The sequence below is a fragment of the Alkalicoccus halolimnae genome (assembly GCF_008014775.2).
Lineage (GTDB): Bacteria > Bacillota > Bacilli > Bacillales > Salisediminibacteriaceae > Alkalicoccus > Alkalicoccus halolimnae.
Genome location: NZ_CP144914.1, coordinates 605,951 through 625,800, shown reverse-complemented (window position 1 = coordinate 625,800; position 19,850 = coordinate 605,951). Strand labels below are relative to the sequence as shown.

At 46.5% G+C, this 19,850-nt stretch carries 13 protein-coding genes and 2 pseudogenes; 1 reads left to right on the top strand and 14 read right to left on the bottom strand.

Annotated features, from left to right (window positions below; translation table 11 throughout):
* Positions 1-26: 26 nt before the first annotated feature.
* From FTX54_RS02775 to FTX54_RS02725, 11 genes and pseudogenes are all read right to left on the bottom strand, one after another.
* Positions 27-1,373, bottom strand: coding sequence for a sodium/glutamate symporter (locus FTX54_RS02775; protein ID WP_147804877.1), 1,347 nt, complete (start codon positions 1,371-1,373; stop codon positions 27-29).
* Positions 1,374-1,836: 463 nt separating this feature from the next.
* Complete coding sequence (locus FTX54_RS02770) at positions 1,837-3,048, bottom strand: DUF418 domain-containing protein (protein WP_147804876.1); 1,212 nt, start codon at positions 3,046-3,048, stop codon at positions 1,837-1,839.
* An 87-nt stretch (positions 3,049-3,135) separates the two neighbouring features.
* Positions 3,136-5,649: a penicillin acylase family protein gene (locus FTX54_RS02765; RefSeq protein WP_187254651.1), complete on the bottom strand. Its 2,514-nt coding sequence runs from the start codon at positions 5,647-5,649 to the stop codon at positions 3,136-3,138.
* Between the two features lie 395 nt (positions 5,650-6,044).
* A complete protein-coding gene (locus FTX54_RS02760) occupies positions 6,045-6,884 on the bottom strand; it encodes a YihY/virulence factor BrkB family protein (RefSeq protein ID WP_147804874.1) in 840 nt (279 codons plus the stop codon).
* Positions 6,885-6,966: 82 nt separating this feature from the next.
* The gene (locus tag FTX54_RS02755; protein WP_187254650.1) at positions 6,967-8,229 is read right to left on the bottom strand and encodes a S41 family peptidase; all 1,263 of its coding nucleotides are present in this window, start codon (positions 8,227-8,229) and stop codon (positions 6,967-6,969) included.
* Positions 8,230-8,409: 180 nt separating this feature from the next.
* On the bottom strand, positions 8,410-9,591 hold the full coding sequence (locus tag FTX54_RS02750) for an iron-containing alcohol dehydrogenase (protein WP_147804872.1): 1,182 nt from the start codon (positions 9,589-9,591) through the stop codon (positions 8,410-8,412).
* A 21-nt stretch (positions 9,592-9,612) separates the two neighbouring features.
* Positions 9,613-11,124, bottom strand: coding sequence for a sodium:solute symporter family protein (locus FTX54_RS02745; RefSeq protein WP_147804871.1), 1,512 nt, complete (start codon positions 11,122-11,124; stop codon positions 9,613-9,615).
* A gap of 109 nt (positions 11,125-11,233) precedes the next feature.
* Positions 11,234-11,719, bottom strand: a complete 486-nt coding sequence (locus tag FTX54_RS02740) for a hypothetical protein (RefSeq protein WP_147804870.1) — start codon at positions 11,717-11,719, stop codon at positions 11,234-11,236.
* Between the two features lie 348 nt (positions 11,720-12,067).
* Positions 12,068-13,507 (bottom strand): aldehyde dehydrogenase family protein, encoded by a 1,440-nt coding sequence (locus tag FTX54_RS02735; RefSeq protein WP_147804869.1) that lies wholly within the window; start codon positions 13,505-13,507, stop codon positions 12,068-12,070.
* Between the two features lie 81 nt (positions 13,508-13,588).
* Positions 13,589-14,467: a LacI family DNA-binding transcriptional regulator gene (locus tag FTX54_RS02730; protein ID WP_281285266.1), complete on the bottom strand. Its 879-nt coding sequence runs from the start codon at positions 14,465-14,467 to the stop codon at positions 13,589-13,591.
* Positions 14,453-14,587: pseudogene (locus FTX54_RS02725) on the bottom strand (LacI family DNA-binding transcriptional regulator); the annotation flags it as partial. The pseudogene FTX54_RS02725 and the gene FTX54_RS02730, both read right to left, overlap by 15 nt.
* A 502-nt stretch (positions 14,588-15,089) precedes the next feature.
* Between FTX54_RS02725 and FTX54_RS02720 the strand changes: the two are divergent.
* Positions 15,090-17,270, top strand: coding sequence for an S-layer homology domain-containing protein (locus FTX54_RS02720; protein ID WP_187254649.1), 2,181 nt, complete (start codon positions 15,090-15,092; stop codon positions 17,268-17,270).
* 440 nt (positions 17,271-17,710) lie between these two features.
* Here the strand turns inward: FTX54_RS02720 and FTX54_RS02715 are convergent.
* The 3 genes and pseudogenes from FTX54_RS02715 to FTX54_RS02705 all read right to left on the bottom strand — a co-directional run.
* Positions 17,711-18,598: pseudogene (locus FTX54_RS02715) on the bottom strand (IS3 family transposase); the annotation flags it as partial.
* Positions 18,599-18,609: 11 nt separating this feature from the next.
* Positions 18,610-18,921 carry a transposase gene (locus tag FTX54_RS02710; protein ID WP_147805368.1) on the bottom strand — a complete coding sequence of 104 codons (312 nt, stop codon included), beginning with the start codon at positions 18,919-18,921 and terminating at the stop codon, positions 18,610-18,612.
* Between the two features lie 310 nt (positions 18,922-19,231).
* The gene (locus tag FTX54_RS02705; protein ID WP_147803971.1) at positions 19,232-19,708 is read right to left on the bottom strand and encodes a hypothetical protein; all 477 of its coding nucleotides are present in this window, start codon (positions 19,706-19,708) and stop codon (positions 19,232-19,234) included.
* Positions 19,709-19,850: the final 142 nt, after the last annotated feature.

Sequence of the window (19,850 nt, the reverse complement as noted above, 5' to 3'; positions counted from 1 at the left end):
TTTTTCTCTCCTCCTGAAATTTAGTGTTACTTAAATCGTTTTCGCAGCGTGCCTTTCGGTACAAGCCAGCCTGCTCTCGCACAGCCGAGCATAAGTACGATCCATATGACAAACAGTCCAATCATAAACGGAAGCCCTAATCCGGAAATGATGAGCAGCGGACCGAACGTGATGATTGCCACTTCCACCGGAACCATTCCAGTATAGCCGAGCGCATAATCGTCCAGAGTCGTACTTTCACTATCCGGATCTACAATACGAAGCAGCGCGACTCCCATAGCAACCGTCCCTGTCGACCAGCCAAACCCAAATATACCGTTCTCAAACCAGTTCTGATGAAAGACACGGGGAGCGATGAAATGAAAGATTGCATATGCCCATATTACCCCAAAAACGAACATTAAAATCAGCGGAACAGCATAATCTGCAACAATAGCCAGGTTAATCGAGGTAATTCCGAAAACAACGATCAAATCTGTCGCCGTTCCTCCTACTCTCGTCACTACTCGTTTATCTACGTAGTAATCCGCCTTGGATTTTCTCAGAGCGAGCTGGGCGATCAGCCCCATGATGAAAGCCAGGCTCAGCAGCGGAAACGATAAGTCAGGGAACCAGTCTGTGAGCTGCTGCTGAAGATAATAACTGACCAGCACGACTCCCCCTATAATAGCAGCGTGAAAGAATAAAGGATCAACGGTACTGCTCGAAACGGTGTCTGTACCGGAAGAAGCCCGGTCCTCTTTTTTAATAAGCCCTGTACGAAGGTCGTCCGGAAGATCGTCAAATTCAGCAAGGAAGCTTGTCTGTTTTCGGCGGGTATTTCTTTTAATAATAGCCAGCCCGCCGACGACCGCGGCAAGCAGTCCGACCGTTGCTGCCGTGTAGCCGATATCCGTAATTTCCTCCCATCCCTGGGCGTTGAAGACTTCGCCTACCGCAGCTGCTGTTCCGTGCCCGCCAAGAAAGCCTGCACCGAGCGCAAATCCAAATCCTGTCGGCAGCGTCCATATGTGTTCTAAAATCAAATAAGTAACAAGAAGACCCGCCGGCCACATTAAGAGCGTCAGCGTCATCGAATAAAACCACATGTTACGAATTTTGGTAAATTTCTCTTTCCAGTTTACTTTTGCTGCACCTATCGGGATAGCGGCAAATACGACCGCGATCAGAATCGTCGGATAATCAGATATTAATTCTGAAAACGGCAGCAGGCCAAGTCCGTTCGGTCCGAAAATGAGTCCGAGAATTCCTGCGATAAAGCTTGCTGGAATGAATAGTTTTTGCAGCAGTTTCACTTTCGCCCGGAGAACTATTCCGATAAGCAGCAAAATAGAAATAAGTCCTAAGTCAATCGTTAAGCTTTCAATACTCATCGTTTATCCTCCTCTTTAATAAATGGTTTACAGCTTCGGGACGTGTTTTCAGGAGACTGTCCCGCTGGTCTGCAGAATTTCCTGATGCAGAGTCTTACATATTCTGCGCATAGCTAAAGAGTCTACTATGTAATGAAAAAGTATTCAAGCCCTTCCAAAAGTCCTGTTCCGCGCGGTTTGTGTCTCCTTTTTATGTCTGGATCCTCGTCTCTGCTTCTCCACGGTCGTAAGGCCAATGCCCGATTGGCATCACAAAAAGCGGCCCGGTCAGTCCACCGGGCCCGGTTCAGCCTTGATTCGCTTCCAACTTCCCTGCTTTTCCACCACTTCCTTCTTTAATTTTACCACTTTATTCCTTATTACCGCCACTTTAGATGGTAATCCAGTATTTTCTCCCTGCTTTTCTGCCACTCGTAATTAATTCCGCCATTTCCACACTAAATGATCGCCTGAACCAGTTCTTTTAAGACGCTTTTTTATACGTCCACTTTCGCCACAGTGCTTCCATCGGTCCCTGGTTAAAGCGGGTCAGCCACACTCTGCTGAAAACGATCTGGGCAAAATAAATCAGTATGGCCAGAACCATGCCGGTGAACGCACCCACGCTCCCATAGAGGCCAAATCCGAATCCGAAGAAGATCAGGACGCAGATAATCGACTGCATTAAGTAGTTCGTGAGCGCCATTTTTCCGACAGCAGCAAGCGAAGTACTGATAAGACCCGGTGCTTTCCCGTGAAGGAGGAGAACCATTACGGAAACATAAAACAGCATGAGCAGCGGTCCTGCGATCAGATTGAGACCCTGGGCCAGACCATCGGCCATCCAGAAAGGAAGACCCGTCACATCAAATTTCAGTGCTGCAAAAAGCGCGGTTAATAAAATGCCGCTCCATCCTGCATGCAGGCGGATTTTTTTCCACCCTGCAAGGTGCTCCCCGACATTGCGGAACCATCCCTGCTTTCCGAAATAAAGTCCGATAAGGAAAATTCCGAAAACATTTAAAACAGAAATCGGCAGGTTGCCGAGGATGAGAATAATTTCGCTCGTGAACCGGAACGCAAGAATTTCTGTATATGAACCCTGGCTCATCACCGTGTAGGCTTCAGAAACCGCCTGGGAGGTTCCCGCCTGGAATTCCGAAACAGCATCCATCTGCAGGAAGAAGTTGCCTAATACGACCAGTCCTGTCATGACAACCGACAGCCCGGCAATCAGCAGAATCCCCCAGGTAAGAATGAACTTGGGTGTGCGGTTGATAAAAAGCAGCAGCAGAAAGCCACCTAAGGCATACGTGACAAGGATATCCCCCGACCAGATGAAAACGAGGTGAATAAATCCAATCACCAGCAGGAAGACAAGCCTTCGTTTATAAAACTGCTTTCCGTCCAGGTCTTTCTGGATGAGTCTTTCATAAAACAAGTAAAAACCAAGCCCGAACAAAAGGGAAAACATCGGGTAAAATTTCCCGAGCACGAAGGTGTCTGTAAATACAACGGCAAAGATATCCAGCGCCTGATCCGGAAGCGGCGCCGTTTCATATAAAAGTCCGGTTTTCTGGAGCACAGGCGATTTGAAGTAAGCCATGTTTGCCAGAATTATTCCTAAAAGAGCGAAACCGCGGATAATATCAATTGTTAAAATTCTTTCTTTAGCTGACGAAGGCGTGATGTTCATGCAATTCCCTCCTGAAGATCATTATAATTGACGGGCAGAAGCAGACAGGATCAGAAAAGGCTGTGAAAAGGAAATCTCGCTGCAGATTCATTCGGGAACGAAGCGCACATGATCGAACCCGTCGTCCGGGCTTTTGTCATAGATCACCGGATAGTATTCTCCTTCGACCCACGTGTCCATCTGGTTGTCGTAATTTGGGGATAACCACTGACCGGACTGACCTGGAATATTGACGTCGTAAAAGGATTCCGTAGAAGAAAGATCTCCGATAAAACGCCATCCTGCTCCGTGATCGGCCTGACCTGTGGCAGAATCGTAGCTTAATGCGCCGGGCACCGCCCCGCTTCCTCCCATTTCCCACCCTCCAATATTAAAAAGAAGGTTCAATGGAAAAACGGATCCAAGCGGATGGTCAATGCCAACAGTGTGAAACTCTCCCCACTCCCAGCTCTCCGGGTTCGACCCCTGCTCCTCTTCCGCTCGATTTACCGCTTCATAAAAAGTTTCCCGAGCCGCTTTTGGAAAAGATACGTGATAATCTTCATTTAAACCAGCGAAGAGCATTCCATCTTCGTCCCCACCGGCAGCTGTAATAACCTGGTGACGTGTTAAATGATTCGTCACGTTCACATTCAGGTAGCGTTCAAACAGGTGCTCGGGGAGGCTTTCATACCAGAGCTGCCAGATCAGTGCGGCAGAGCTTTCCGCTTCTTCTGTAAATTCCCAGTCTTTCAAAGCGGCGAGCGCTTCCTGCTCGGTATCATCCAATGCTTCGAGTACTTCGCCTTCAGCATTTACCGCCTCCTCCTGCGGATTCCACGCTTCCACTGCATCGATGAGAATCGGCAGAAGCCTTTCCGCCTGGGTGTTTTTCAAATCCGTCTGCTGATCCGCCATGTCCTCAAGCGTAAACGGTGTTCCCTCCGCTATCTGATCTTCCAACATTTCCTCGAGCCGCAGCGCGCGGTAAGGGAAAAAGCTGCGGCCGATTTCATACTCATAGTCTTCTGCTGCCGGCATGTTGTTAGCGGTGAGAATATAACCACTGTCCGGATTCATAATCGTCGGCAGTTCCTCGGAAGGAATAAATCCCTGCCACTGGTAATCCGGATCCCATCCCGGGACCGGGAATGTTCCATCCGAACTGCCGCGGATCGGCAGGAGACCCTGTCCCCTGTAGCCGATGTTGTTATCAGTATCCGCAAAAACCCAGCTCAGTCCCGGGGTAACGAATCCATCGAGCCCTTCCAGAAATTCCTCTGCATTTTCGGAGCGGTTGAGCCGCAGAATGCCATTTAATTCTTCTCCTGCTTCCAGCCCGCTCCACTTCAGCGCCACCGCCTGATACGGGCCTTCTTCTACAAATTTATTCATAATCGGCCCGTTCCGCGTAATTTCCACACGGTGCATGTGCGGCTCTTCTTCTCCATCGATGTATATTTCTTCATCGATCCGTTCTGCTTCCTCCCACTCCTCGTCGTAAAGATATTCATTCGGGTTGTCCGGGTTCACCCTTTCTAAAAAAAGATCCTCATAGTCCGCCGACATCGACGTCACCCCCCAGCTGACGCTTCCGTTATGGCCGAGCACCACTCCGGGAATTCCGGGTACGGTCACGCCGACCGAATGAAAATCGTCCTCCAGTTCCAGATGAGTCTGATACCAGACGCTCGGAATCGCAAGCCCCAGGTGCGGGTCGTCACCTATCATCGGAAAGCCGCTTTCTGTATGTTCGCCGCTTATCGCCCAATTGTTGCTTCCGTTCCACGTCTCCGGCATAAAATCAAAAAGCGCGGTCAGTTCTTCCAATTGCAGCGGAGCGTCTTCATGTCCTGCTGCATCTATACGGCTGCCTGCCTCCGATAAAGCTGGAGCGTTTTCTTCCATAATAATCGGGAAGTCACTGAAGTTCGTATAGTCGGGAAACAGCTCCACTGCTTCCTGCCCCAGTGTTCGTACGAGTTCATAGTTCTCCACTTCTTCGCGGAAATTCCCGGTCAGCGTGTAGCCCATATACTTTACCGCAATCGCTGTATCTTCCGGCGTCCACGGATCCGGTTTATAACCAAGAATACGAAATTCAAGCGGCTGCTCCCCTTCAGCAAAGGCTTCATCGATATAAGCCGTCACGCCGGAGGCAAACGCGTCGACCATCGCCGTTGTTTCTTCGTCAAACTCTTCTGTCAGCGCTTCTGTGGAGCGGTGCATGCCGTATGTACGGAAATATTCATCACTTTCCAGCGCCTCTTCCCCGACCACTTCCGCCAGTTCTCCGCCGGCGAGTCTCCTCGTCATATCCATTTGAAACAGCCGGTCCTGGGCCATGACATACCCTTGCGTATAAAACAGATCCTCCAGATTTTCTGCTTCGATTTTCGCAACTCCACGATCGTCCCGGATCACGTCCACTTCGCTCGTTACCGGTGCCGCAATTGTCTCCCCGTCCAGATCCGGATGGCTTTTGGAAACAAACCAGTACCCTGCAAGCAGAACGAGAAGCAGGAGAATTAAAAATACTGCTGCTGCTATGAGGAGCCTTTTAACTGCCTTCCTTTGAAAAAAGCCTTTCTTTTCCTGTATCTGAACGGGGGATTCTCTCATTGTCATCTCTCCTCATCATGTCTACTTCACTGCTTCGATACAGGCACCGTTTATTCCTGTTAACTCATAACAGGAAGCTGTTCATTTAAGAGAAGGATTTTATTAACGTTTCTATTTGACTCCATTTTATAAGTTCCGGCTGTCGTTCTGTAAACAAATGTTTTTTCGCTCTCTTCATTCCTGCGATTTCTGATCGATGCAGAAGCAGTGGAAGACAAGCCTCACGGAAATGATCCACCTGGAGTAGAAATCATTATTTTTGTTTGAAAATGACCAAAATAATTACCTGTTCATTATTAAATTTTTCCAGCATTACAGATAATAACATTCAACTTCTCTTTCCTGAAAAAAGCAGGCTGTCCCGGGGGAACAGCCTGCTTTTACTTTGCTGATATTTATTCATCAGTGGCTGACTTGATTCCACGCTTTCTGCGGTGGATAATCGCATTCAATTCGCCGCCTACCACGAGAATGAGACCGATAAGGAAAAGCCAAAGCATAAGAATGATAATCCCGCCAAGACTTCCGTATGTTTCCGAATAGTTGCCGAAGTTACTCAGATAAAAAGAAAATCCGAGTGAAGTCAGCTGGAGAGCGAGCGTCGCAAATAACGCTCCGGGAATGGAAGATTTAAACGGAATAGTAGTATTCGGTGCAAAATGGTATAAGGCAGCGAATACACCGGCAATGACGATAATACTGACCACCCAGCGCAGTACCTGGAATAAGATCTCCGTGCCAGGAGGCATAAGTCCTGTTGACTGGAAAAAGCTGATGAGTGCATTTCCAAAAACGGGCAGTAAAAGTGCTACTATAAGAGCAAGAATCAATCCAAGAGTCAGGGCAATAGAGACAAGACGCGCCTTAACAAAAGACCGGTCCACTTTCACATCGTAAGCTTCGTTCTGCGCTTTAATAAACGCATTCATCCCATTGGAAGCTGACCAGATCGTCCCGATAATACCAAAAGTAAGTAATCCGCCCCGCTGCTCCGTAAGAATACTGACAATCTGATCCTCAAAAACATTAGCCAGCTCTCCGGGCATCATACCGGTCAGCGTATCAAGCACTGTATTAGTGTCAAGATTTAAGTATGGAATTATCGCTAATACCAATATGAGCATTGGGACGAGCGAAAGCATATAATAATAGGCCTGAGCGGCCGCAAGTAAGGGAGCATTATCGTTGGAGAATTCCTTCCCCAGCGCTTTCCCGTAATCAATCCATTTCTTCATAAACAGGCCTCCTGTACTTTTTTACTTATATACCCATTCAGAGACTCGTTTAATCTTACAACTGCCGCCGGGAATTTAGGTTTTATCCGTTTTTGGAAGCATACAGGGATTCAAGAGCATTTTTCATATCAATATCTTCTTTAATATGCTGCGGTGTCCACGGAATATAAACGTCAGGAGGCACTCCTCTGCCTGCCATTCCTTTTCCCTTATCCACCCGGGAAAGCCTGGAAGTTGCATAAAGCAGACAGAATCCGCCTTCCCAGTAGGCAGCGGTAAGGTTCCCATAGTCGTTTAATCCGAGAGTTGCGCGCCCCATGACCGTCACTTTCGGAGATTTTTTACAAAGCTCAACGAAAGCATCCCCAGCACTGCCGCATGTGACATCTGATAAAACAATCACCCGCTCCGGATAATGTCTCCCTTTCACTATTTTATTTTCGGCCAGCTCAGAAAAATCAAATTCCACAAATCCGTGTCCTTTTTTATTTTCCCACTCTTTTAAAAATATCTCAGCAAACTTCCGGGCTTTCTCGTGTTTCCATGCTTCTGCATGTCTGCGGAGAAAAATACCCTGCCGTTCAGCATTGGCTATTGTACAGTTGAAATGCATCTTTTCATGATTGTTGGCGAGATCGACCCCGGACGGCGGCATAATAAAAGGGAAAAGCGGTTCAAAGCTTCCGCTGCTGCCCCCGTGGTTAACACGCACATCAATAATCAGGTTCTCTGTCTGTTTCAGCAGGACCTCGTGATCCTGGATCAGTTTAAAGATGGTATCTGGAGATTTAAAATCAGTCAGCGTCAGCAGACACGTCTTTTCATCAATCCGTGTCAACGTATGCTGCGCACGATAGGACCGCGGAAAGCGTTCAATAGGTATTCTATCAGCCTTCCCTCTCTTATCCTCTGCTTCCACCCATTTATACTGAGCAAGAACAGGGAGCCAGTTCTCCCGTTCCGGATGATTTTCTGTAAACTGCCGCGCATGCTTCTGTTTCAGCTCTTTTAACGGAAGGCCTTCAGCCGAAATTACTTTCATCCCGGGTGAAACAGCAGCTTCGGCAGCTTCCGTAATAAACAGTTCGTCTCCATATTCCCGTACACGGAATCCCGGATCGGTAACTTCCGCCCGTTCCATATAAAAATGCAGATGCTTATCCTGAAAATCCAGCAGATAATCATCAATTAATTCAATAAATTCTGCAGCATCCAGATTTCCTCTGCTCTGTCTTTCCTTTATGATCCGGCGGAAATATTCAGGGTTGTCCCAGCCGGCTTTATCGTTCCAGCCCGCATAGTCATGATGCATTATATGTACGATATCTTCGAAGATATTGAGCACATCCCATCCCCCATTTCCAGTGATATATCTTAATAATATCACATAATATCAGCTGTTAAGACCAGATGCTAATTAATGCCGGGATTTACATACAAATTTTATCTGAATATCAAAGTGATTTTTAAATTCTCTACTCATAGAAAATGTCCGGGGAAGGACACTCCCCGGACAGAAATAATACTATTTGCTTGTAATATTAAGGGTTCCATTCAGAGCAGCTTCGTACCGCCCGCGGATGTCTTCCAGAGAATATTCTTTAGGACTTCTCGCGAGTAACCGTTTTTGACCGAGTGCAGCTTCTGCAAGTTTGTCGAGATCATTCTCCTTTACTCCAAATTCTTTCAGCGTAGGAGGAATTTCCACATCCTTTACAATATCACGAAGTTCTCTCACCGCTGCTTTTGCAGCTTCTTCATCTGAAGCTTCAATTTCCAGGACACCGAGAGCGTCTGCCATCATCTTCATTTTCGGAAGAGCATGCGGCCAGATAAAATCAAATATATACGGAAGCAGAACGGCATTCGCTTCCCCGTGCGGCACTTTGAACATTCCTCCAAGTGGATACGCAAGAGCATGAACTCCGGAGACTCCTGCGTTATAAAAGCTCAATCCGGCTATCATACTTCCCCATGCCATATCGTCGCGTGCTTTTTTATTCTCACCCTCCGCTACAGCCGTCCGCAGACTGCCGGATATGCGCCGGATGGCTTCCATAGCCAGAGCATCTGTCAGCGGCGTCGCATTCACTGATATTAAGGCTTCGACGGCGTGGGTTAAAGCATCCACCCCTGTCGCAGCAGTAACTTTCGGGGGAACTGTATAAGTTAATGCCGGATCAATTATCGCTGCATCTGCAAGCAGGTATTCATGTGTTAGTACATCTTTCGTCTGCTCCAGAGAAAAGACAGCAATATCTGTAATTTCTGCTCCGGTTCCTGCTGTCGTAGGAATTAATATTTTGGGAACTCCTTTACTATGAAAAGCCCGATTCCCGCTGAGATTCAAATAATTCGCCAGCGAGCCTTCATTTCCCTGCATCACAGCTGCGGCTTTAGCTATATCAAGCGAGCTTCCGCCTCCAATTCCAATGACGAGATCCGCTTTTTCAGACCTCACTGCATCTGCTGCTGCATCCCCTACCGCAACAGGAGGTTCAGGCTCCAATGCGTCATAAAGGTAATAATCGTATCCTTCCCTATCCAGCAGGTCCGTCAGTTTTGAGGCTATCCCAGCTGATACAACGCCGGGATCTGCAAACACAAGTATCTTTTCAGCAGAATATTTTTCAAGCAGAGAAGGTACTCTTTCCAGTGCATTTTCTCCTGCTTCAATTCTTATTGGTGAAATAAAAGGAAAAGCCATTTGCCATCAACCTCCAGTAATTTAGCTTGTCTTCACTTGTTTTTCTTTGCTTAAAGGAACACCTTTGCTGCTCTTTTCTGACGTCGCAATCGTAACAAAATACATAGTCAGCATACCGATAATTACTCCAATGCCGGAAGCTCCAAAAGGATTGGAGAAATTAAATCCGAAAGGAAGATAAATGATCCAATAAGACACTGTCCCTGCTACGAGCGAACTGATTGCAGCTGTCTTCGTAGCCCGCTGCCACAGAGCTCCTACGACAAGAGGTCCTGCTGTAGCTGCCATAATACCACCGATACCGATCCACATGAAAATGGAAAGGAACTGTGGAGGAGACCAGGCAAGAATGACCGCAGCAATAATAACAACGAAAGTGCTGTAACGACTGATAAGAAGTTCATTAATTTCTGCTCGTTCTTTTGATATTTTCAGTTTCGGTACAATTGATTTACGATACAGATCATTTGCAAGCAGTTGAGTTAAAGAGACAATCAGACCATCCGAAGTGGACATAATAGCTGATAGCACAGCAACTGCGAAAAATGCGGCGATTACAGGTGGAAACAGCTCGCTGAATAGAACCGGTATAATTTGATCCGGAGAAATTCCGGCATCAGAACCTATAACTGCTATTCCCAGCATTCCGCCTAAAGCCATAAGGGGAAGAATCGTCGCAATAATCGTACAATACATAATAAGTTTTTTCATATCTTTTCCAGATTTCACAGCCATAAATTTATTGCCCAGGTGGGGCAGTACAGCAAATGGAAGGTGTGCTACAAATAAGAGACCAACGAGCCATAAGGAGCCGTATGTGTTGTCCCCAGCAAGGAAAAGCTGATTAAATCCGCCTTCAGGGCGTTCTTCTGCTATTGTATTGAGCATGTCGCCGAACCCTCCGACAGCTCCGAAGCTTGTCATAAACGAAATAAATACTACTACAGCAATGATAACCATTAAGAAGCCCTGAATGGCATCTGTGATAATATCAGAGTGGGAACCTCCCATAAATACATAAATGGCGAGCACCACTGCTGTAATGATGAGACCTGTTTGATAATTTATTCCCATCATTGTCTGGAACATCGTGGCCGCTGCTACAAATTGAGAAACGACGTAGAAAATAAGCAGAATCGATATGATAGTTAAACAAAGTCTGAGAAAGTTACTGTTGAACCGTTCTCCTATAAACTCCGGAATTGTTCTCGTTCCGAACTGATCGCCGTACCGCTTAATGACCTTCGCTACGAAAAGCATACCAATCACTGTTGCGATCGGATATAAAAGTGGATACCAAAGGGATGGTGTTCCAAGCGAATAGGCCAGGCCGGGCATGCCCATGAATGTGGAACCACTTGATATGCCGGCTGCTATAACGAGAGCAATAACAAACGGTCCGTAACTCGAACGGGCAGTAGCGAAATCATCCGGCGTTTTCGTGCGCCGCATTCCCACCCAGCCCATAGCAAGCATCAGGAATATGAACAGAGACATGAAAATCCATGAATAGACAACAATATTAGAATCCATTTATTACCCTCCTTCTACTCGTTTTCATCCATGATCTTAGTTTTAAACAAGACAAATGCCATACCGATCCAAGTTCCAATAATCAACACTGCCATAATTACAAGCATATTCATGAAATCCCCTCCTTCATCTGAATAAAAGCTTCGATTTCCGGATATTTCTTTAATCGGTCTTCATATTGAGAAACAGGTTCATGCAGGTACATTCTTTCTTTTTTCAGCCATCGGGTGTTTTGTAAAAAATATTCATAAGGCACGTATATTTTCTCCGTTTTGTGATGAATGAAAGTCGGCACGTTCCAGGAACGGGCTTTATGCAAATAATGGCGCCGCATCGTTTCATGCGCTTCCTCCTCTGCTTCTTCCACAGACATGATTCCGGGAAGTACCTCCCCTGGTAACGCTTTCATTTTTACGGTGGGTGGAGAGGAAACAAAGCCTGATCCGCCTTTAACAAGATTAGTCATCAACGCCACTTTTTCTTCTCTTATACCGAAAACAGACCGGTAGGAAGCAGTCCAGACTGTGAGCAGGTTTGGGTAATAAACTCTCTGTCTTTCAAATCTCGGTTCAAACTTCAATGTTTGAATCTCCATAGCAGTACTCCTTTCTTAAAATCCACCTTGAAAATAGGCTCTGTTAAAGCTCCGTGTTGTTATTGGATTGCCTGCGGCTCCTCTGCCTGCCGCGGAGAAAGCCCTCACTCTTCCTCCCTGGGGTCGGGAGAGATGGATCTTCATCTCGTCATTAAATCCTCCTGACCTCACCATCTCCGGCTTTTCACCCGGCTTTCAACAAATAGAGGAACGGTCAAAAGCTTTCTACAACTGTTTTTAATCGTACAGGCGGTCCTGCATCAACTCCCGGCTGTTCAAGAGAGTTTTGAAAGAGGAACGATTCGGTCACAATTGCGCTTCTTCTTGATGAAATGACATTTACATCTCCTAAGAAAAATTCAGACTTATCATTTTTAATTCCGACATTTCCCTGATGGCGTATTTCACTCCTTCCCGGCCATATCCAGATTGTTTCACTCCTCCATACGGCATGTGATCAAATCGAAGCGTAGGTACATCATTCACCAGAACTTGTCCGACTTCCAATTCGTGAGCCATATGCAGCGCCTGTTTAAGATCGTTAGTAAAGACACCGGCGTTCAATCCAAAAACACTGTCATTCATTGCTTCCAGCGCTTCATTTTCATCTTTCACCTCATTAATAAGTACAACAGGGCCGAACACTTCCTGACAGGAAACTTTCGTCTCCGGCGGGACATTCCCTAAAACCGTAGGCAGAACGCCATTAGCCTCTGCTTGTCCGCCGGTTAAAACTTCTGCTCCTGCGGAGGATGCTTCTTCAATCCACGAAAGGATTCTATCTATTGAATTCTTGTTTATTAGACTGGAAACATCCGTACTTTCTGAATCCGGCGCCCCGAACTGAAGTTTTTTTGTCCCTTCTACAAAAGCTTTTTTAAAAGCAGGTGCTGCTTCGTTGTGGACATAAATCCTTTGAGTACTCAAACAGACCTGCCCATTATAGGAAAAAGCACCCTGCACTGCTTTATCTGCCACCCCTTCCATATCTGTAACTGATTTATCTACATACATCGCAGAATTACTGCCGAGTTCAAGCGTCATCTTCTTTAACCCCGCTTGATTTTTAAGCAGCTTCCCCACCCTTGGGCTGCCCGTAAAAGAAATCTTCTTTACTCTTTCATCTTCAAGCATAACTTCACCTAATGGAGGCCCTTCTCCAGGGACGACTGCAATTGCTCCCTCAGGCAGGCCGGCTCTCGTTAATACATCTGCCAGATATAAACTCGAAAGCGGTGTCTGCTCCGCCGGTTTAATAACGATTGTGTTACCGGCTGCTATAGCCGGACCGACTTTATGAATGGTTAAATTTAATGGGAAATTAAAAGGGGTAATGGCGGCTACGACACCGATTGGTTCAAATATTGTATAGGCGTCCCGTCCTTCTCCGCCCGCTGCTGCATCCAGGGAAAGATACTCCCCGTCCAGACGCTTCGCTTCTTCTCCAGAAAACTGCAGTGTCTGAATCGTTCGTTCTACTTCGCCCCGGGCTGCTTTTATCGGCTTACACGCCTCGAGGCAGATAATCTGTGCCGCTTCTTCTTTTTCAAGCTCAATCAGGGCTGCCGCCTCAAATAAAATCTGGGCTCTCTGCCTCTTTGTCATTTTCTTTACGATTTGAAAAGCTTTGTGCGCTTCCTCAATTGCTTCTCTCATCATTTCCTTGGAGCCCTCTGCGACATAAGCCAGCGGCTGATTGGTATACGGGTTATTAACTGGATAGGTGGCATCTGCATGTCTTTCTTTTCCTCCTATAAACCAACCGCGTGTCTGTACTGCTGTATTCATGTATATTTCCTCCCGTCCCTCACAGTTTGTGAATACGTATTCAAATTTTTCGAAAAGAATCGAGCCTATTACAGGCTCTTTTCAAATTGGTTTGGTTGTTTTGCGGTCGTACAATGTCGGTTCAAGCGTAATCTGAACTTCCTCAAGAGGCTCTTCCTCTATTAAATCAATCAAATGTTCCGCCCCTATAAGTCCAAGATTTTTAGGTCCTTTTTGACCGATGGAAGTAAGCTGAAAAGACTGGTGGCTTGCGAAATTAACATTATCCATCCCGCAGATACTTATATCCTCAGGAATGCTGTATCCTATCTCCTGCAGTTTATCCATGGCAAAAAAAGCAATAGCGTCCGTTGCTGCAAAAATTGCAGTAGGCATTTTCTTGCGGCTAGTTAAATCAAGTACTGCCTGGTGCACAGCAGCTTCTGTCGTATTTGTTTCAACTATCATCTCCTCAGGGAATGCTTGTCCTAACCATCTTTCATACTCCCGAACAAACCCTGTCTTACGTCCATGAAACGTCGAAGTATAATCCGGCCCCCCGATTAAACCAAGGTTTCTGTGCCCCAGTTCCAGCAGATGAGAGGCTGCGATTGATCCTGAAAGTTCATTATCAATTTCGACGTAATTGCCTCCGCGGTTATGTCTTCGGTTGTACATCACAATAGGTATATTTAATGCGTGTAATTCATCAAATATACTATCGTCCCGAAAAATGGAAGAGAGTAAAATTCCGTCTACCCGTTCAGCGAGTACTGCATCGTATACCGGCCGGTTTTCATCTGTATGTTCAAAAAACACCATCGTCCGGTAGCCTTTGACTTCTGCGTAGTTAACGATCGATGTAGTAGTCTCCACGAAAAAAGGATTGTGAAGCGGTCCTGAAATGAGAGCGATTGTTTTAGTCTGATTACTGACGAGCGACCTTGCCACCGAATTAGGCCGGTATTTAAGTGCCTTCATGGCTTCCTGGACTTTGCGTACATTGTCAGCATTTACTTTGGAAGGGTCATTCAGCACCCTCGACACAGTTGATTGAGATACTCCTGCATACTTTGCTACATCTTTGGATGACACCATTCTGCTACCTCTCCTCTTGAAACTTCAAGACAATATTCGCTTGTGAATACGTAATCAGGAAGTTGTTTTAAATGATAAAGCGCTTTCATAAAGAAGTCAACCCTAATATTATAATTTTCTGATTCTTAGTTTATATGATCTATTGGATATTAATACTTCCATTGAAATTTTATCACATCCGGAAGGCACTGCGGAAAAAGGAGGAGCCTCATCCCGCCCGACCATAGGGGGGGAAGGGATTAGCTGAGACCGGCCCTGCGCCCCCATGGAAAAGAAAGCGGTTGTTTGCAGAAACGGAAACGAATTATTAAGTCCAACATATATAAACATTTTAAAAGGAATTTATTCTTTATCTCCTTCAACAAAAACTATCAATAAATGTAATCCCACGTTTGAATAAATGGAGAACAAGGTAAAGGGACAATATGTAAAATTGTGAATTATTATGTTGCAATAGTTCACGATGAAGAAAATGATCATTATATTGAAAAAGGGAGTTTTTTTTATGACTTACAATCCTCGAACGTATCGACACTTTATTGCAGGGGCTGTTTCTGCTCTTGTTATCTGGAGTGGTACAGCCGGAGCAGCTTCGGCCGAAGAAGACCGCTTTGCTGATAAAGAAGCAGATAACCCTTACAACGACGTGCCGGAAGACAAATATTATACGGATCCTGTCCTCTTTATGACAGAGGGAAATTTGATTGAAGGGATGGGCGACGGTTCGTTCGGCACCGGAGAAGATCTTACCCGCGCTGACGCTGCTGTTCTGCTTGCCCGTGTTCTCGGTTATGAAAATGGCGACTCTTCCGGGGACCCTTCTTTCACTGACGTGGACGAAGAAGATTATTTCTATGACGAAGTTGCTGCAGCAGCGGAAATGGGGATCATTGAAGGGCATACGGATGACACATTCCGCCCGGAAGAAACCCTTTCCCGAGGTGAAATGTCTATTATCATGACGCGTGCTTTCGATCTCCCACCAGCACAGGAAGAAGTACCGTTCACCGACATCGACGGCAATTTTTATGAAGAAGAAATTGGTTCGATCTATGAAGAAGGCCTGACAGACGGCTATCCTGACAACACGTTCCGCCCGGATAACGATGTGAAGCGTGAAGACTTTGCAACTTTCCTTTTCCGAGAAGAAGGCGTACAGGATAAAATTATTGAAGAAATGGAAGCAGGAGAAGAAACCAATGTCTCCATTAGTAACACTTCCACAGAGCGTAACGGTGAAGATCCCGTCGCTGCTGTCTGGAATACAGGGCAATTTGAAACGTTGGCCAATGGTGATACAGATGGAGAATTTTCCTTTAATGGTGTCACGCTGACTGTAAACGCTGAAGAATCGGTGGACGGCTATACAATCAGCGAACCGGATAACCGTTCCGTTGAATTGAACTTTGATGCCTCCGAATACAGGACGAGCGGTCAGCAGGTTGATTTGTTCATCGAAGCACTGGAAGCGTATCAGGACAGTGCCAATGAAGAGCTGGACCGTTTTTCCTTTGATAATGCCAATGCCAGCGGCGGCCGGGCTCTTGAAATTACCGGTGATCCAGAAGAAGGATCGGCCGATAACGATCTGACCATTACAACTAATGATACGGTTGTCATCGGTAATGATGATGCCAGCAGTATTACTGTAAGCGGTGCAGACGGCACGACAGCCATTTACCAGGCCGGGGTACAAAATGAAGCAGCCGCCGATGGCACACTTACTATCTCCACGTGGGATCCTGAAACCGAAGTTTCCTTTGACGTGTCAGAAGGAGACAGCCCTGCTGTCATTGCAGAAAAAGCCGCCGACGCTCTTTCCGGAAGCATCGAAGGGTACGATGTAAGCTCCCAAGATAATTCTATTGTTTTCACTGCTTCTACGGAAGAAGCAAAAGAGGAACCGCTGCAGCTGCAGGCTGTTGATCAGGCTGCATCAACAGAAGAAGGAGATCCTGAGGTTAATATCGCCTCCGGAAGCGAAGACACAGTAGGCACAGATCCTGTTGCAGCCCGGTGGGATACCGGCCAGTTTGAAGCGAGAGATAATGGCATTGAAAACGGGGAATTTACGTTTAACGGTGTCACTGTCTTTATCGAAACTACGGAACAAGAAGCCGATTATTCCATTGAAACACCGACAAACCGGGCGGTGGAGCTGACGTTTAATGCTGATGAATACAGCAGCTCCGCCCAGCAGGTCGATCTGCTTATTGAAGCACTGGAAACTTATCAGAGCCAGGATAACGATCACCTTGACCGCTTTTCCTTTGAAAATACCAACGCAGACGGTGGACGTGCCCTGGCAATAACCAACGCCGAAGAACGAGGCTCTGATGATAATGAACTGACCTTTACGTCCACAGACAATATCGTCATTGGCAACGATGGTTCCAGTTCTCTAGCCCGTGCAGGGGAAGAAGGTACGGAATCCGTTGTCCAGGCTTCTGTTCAAAATGAAGCTTCTGCTTCAGGCACGATTACGATTACGACAGAGAACCCTTCCGCATCGGCAGAAGTAGATGTACGTGAAGGCGATGCTGTTGATATCATTGCTGTAAAAGCAGCCACAGCGCTGGACGGAGGAGTTGACGGCTACTCAGTAACAGCCAACGGTGACAATATTGTCTTCACAGCAGAGGAAGAAGCAGAAAACGAAAATCCCGTTCAAGTTTCCGTTAATTAATAGAACCCTTTTAAACCCCCGCTGTTTCTGGAGATTCTCCGGGACAGCGGGGGTTTTATTTAGTTTCACCAGCATTTTATCATTGGTATGTGAGAGCGTATTCGGAGGCAGAACCAGGAAGAAAAAACTGAATCCGCCCTTTGCGGGACAAGAGCTGCTGCCTGGTGCTCTGCTGAGATGAGTAGAGAGACAGAACAGACAGAAGCCGCTATGTTCCGACAGCGGATCGGGTCTTAATTAAAAGAACTTTTGCTGCCTTTAACAGAACCTGCTTGTGAAATAACAGAACCGCGTGCCATTAAAAAAACTTTTCTCCTGATTATTAAAACCGGACTTCGAATAAACAGAACTTGTGCTTCTGTCAAAAAAGTGGACAAAACACGGTCACCTTTTTTCTGCTTTTGTTCCTGTTTTTCCCACTCTGTCCACGTTTCCCGCTTTTATCCAGATGGAAAGCTGATCGATGAAAGTGTCTGTCTTTTTTTCTCTCGTTCAAAGGCGGCCGGGGTCTCGTACCCGAGCGTGGAATGCAGCCGTTCCTCGTTATAAAAGTGCACATAGTCCGCGATCAGCTCCCGGGCTTCTCGTTTGCTCGGCAGGTCCCAGAGGTAGAGGAATTCCTGCTTGAATCCCGAAAAAAAGGACTCCAGACAGGCATTGTCATACGGGTCGCCTCTGGCACTCATACTGATGGTCGCTTTCACTTCCTGCAGGACGTTCACGTAATCCTTGGCGGTGTACTGCGAACCCTGGTCCGAGTGATGAATCAGTCCCTTCTCCGGCCGGCGACGCCCGAGGGCCTCTTCCAGGGCCTGTTTTGACAGCTCCGTTTTCATATGATCCTCCAGGCTGTAGGCCAGGATCCGTTTGGAGCACAGGTCCAGCACCGGGTTGAAATACAGCGCCCCTTCGAGGGTTGGGATGTAGGTGATATCCACAGCCCAGGCCTGATCCAGCTCTTTCGGGCGAAAAGCACGTCCCAGTTCATTGGGATATACCTGTCCGTGAGCGGAAGCTTTCGTGGTGCCCACCCGTTTCCAGCAGCGGCGGGACGCAAGCCCGAGCTCCTTCATCCGGTTGGCCACGGTCTTTTGGGAGACGATCCATCCTTCCTGGATCAGGCGGGCATGGATCCGCGGGCTGCCGTAGGTTTCGCGGCTCTCCAGAAAGAGCCAACGGATCGCCTGCTCCAGTTTCCGCCGCCCGCTTTCCCTCGAAGAGGGACCTTCCTTCTTTCGTTTGATGTAGTCATAATACCCGGAACGGGAGACCCCGAGAACCTGGCACATCTTCGTCACGCGGTGTTCCTCCGCGTGCTCCTCGATAAACGTAAACCATGCTACTTTTCCGGGTCCTCCGCGAAGATGTGCAGCGCTTTTTTTAAGATATCATTTTCCTCTTCCAGCTCCCGCCGCGCTTTCTCGGAAGCTTCCAGCTGACTGCGGTATTCCGTGGCGGTGAGGAGGCGCTCCTGGTCCGTCTTTTTTGCTTTTTCTTGTTCTTCCTTATACGTTTTAATCCATCGCATGAGGGAACTATAGGAAATGCCAAGCTCCCGCTCCAGATCCGCCGGCTTCCGTCCATCCTGCACGACCAGTTTGGCAACATACCGGCGGAAGCCTTTGTCGTAATGATTCTCTCCTTTCGGCATCCGTGATCCCTCCCTGCTTTCTGTTTAGTAGCTGTTATTCTATCATGAACACGTGTCCACTTTTTATACTAACTTCAAACTTCTCCCTGAATTAACAGAACCGAAGCAGCAATTAAGAGAACCGGTTCTCCTCTCCTTCTACCAAACCCAAAAACGGCTGTTCTTATGCCATTTTCAGAACCAGAGGTTGAAAATCCGGATTTTTCCCTCTTTAAAAGAACGAAGCAGAGCCCGTCGGACCGCTCTGGTGAGTCTCGCTAAAGCTGCGTTTGTCATCCTACAAAAAGCAAATACTGACAAAGCGCTGTATTCAGCCTCCCTGCCTGTAATCTCTATTTATTTCTTTATCAATCGAGGGCCTGCTTCCTCTCCCCTTTTTATAATTCGTTAATTGAATATGGTAGTAATTTATATGTTCGATAACAGTGAAAACATAAATGAGCATCATAAGAGAAAATTCAAAATAGGAAACTCTGTTCAAAAAAACAATTTCACTAAGAATAAAAATGGGCGCAGCACCAATCAAAGCTAAGTTCACTTTCTTACACAGATTAAGGACCTTATAAAGTTTTGGAAAAATTGTTTTTTCTGTCTTCATTCTCCTCCACTTTATGAACCAGTAAAAACCGGCCTGGAATAAGATAAAATTTAATACGATGAATACATAGATCAATGAAAGGCTGTTATTAGGATTAACGTCATAAGAAACATAAATAATAATAAATATTCCCATCGAAGAAAATTCTCCAGTGAACAAGTAAATAAGCCTTCGTTCCAATTCCTTCATTAAATAAATGCTTCCTCTCTATACTATTTCAATATCTTCAACCTTCCTGGCAAGCCACCTTGAAAATAGAGTATATAAGCGGTAAAAAGACGCCTTCGTTTCCATAAGTGCGCAGGGCGTCAGTTAATCCTTTCCTCCCTGT

Coding starts and splice junctions, on each gene's coding strand:
- FTX54_RS02775 (WP_147804877.1), bottom strand. CDS start 1,373: ATGAGTATTGAAAGCTTAACGATTGACTTAGGACTTATTTCTATTTTG.
- FTX54_RS02770 (WP_147804876.1), bottom strand. CDS start 3,048: ATGAACATCACGCCTTCGTCAGCTAAAGAAAGAATTTTAACAATTGAT.
- FTX54_RS02765 (WP_187254651.1), bottom strand. CDS start 5,649: ATGAGAGAATCCCCCGTTCAGATACAGGAAAAGAAAGGCTTTTTTCAA.
- FTX54_RS02760 (WP_147804874.1), bottom strand. CDS start 6,884: ATGAAGAAATGGATTGATTACGGGAAAGCGCTGGGGAAGGAATTCTCC.
- FTX54_RS02750 (WP_147804872.1), bottom strand. CDS start 9,591: ATGGCTTTTCCTTTTATTTCACCAATAAGAATTGAAGCAGGAGAAAAT.
- FTX54_RS02745 (WP_147804871.1), bottom strand. CDS start 11,124: ATGGATTCTAATATTGTTGTCTATTCATGGATTTTCATGTCTCTGTTC.
- FTX54_RS02740 (WP_147804870.1), bottom strand. CDS start 11,719: ATGGAGATTCAAACATTGAAGTTTGAACCGAGATTTGAAAGACAGAGA.
- FTX54_RS02735 (WP_147804869.1), bottom strand. CDS start 13,507: ATGAATACAGCAGTACAGACACGCGGTTGGTTTATAGGAGGAAAAGAA.
- FTX54_RS02730 (WP_281285266.1), bottom strand. CDS start 14,467: ATGAAGGCACTTAAATACCGGCCTAATTCGGTGGCAAGGTCGCTCGTC.
- FTX54_RS02720 (WP_187254649.1), top strand. CDS start 15,090: ATGACTTACAATCCTCGAACGTATCGACACTTTATTGCAGGGGCTGTT.
- FTX54_RS02710 (WP_147805368.1), bottom strand. CDS start 18,921: ATGCCGAAAGGAGAGAATCATTACGACAAAGGCTTCCGCCGGTATGTT.
- FTX54_RS02705 (WP_147803971.1), bottom strand. CDS start 19,708: ATGAAGGAATTGGAACGAAGGCTTATTTACTTGTTCACTGGAGAATTT.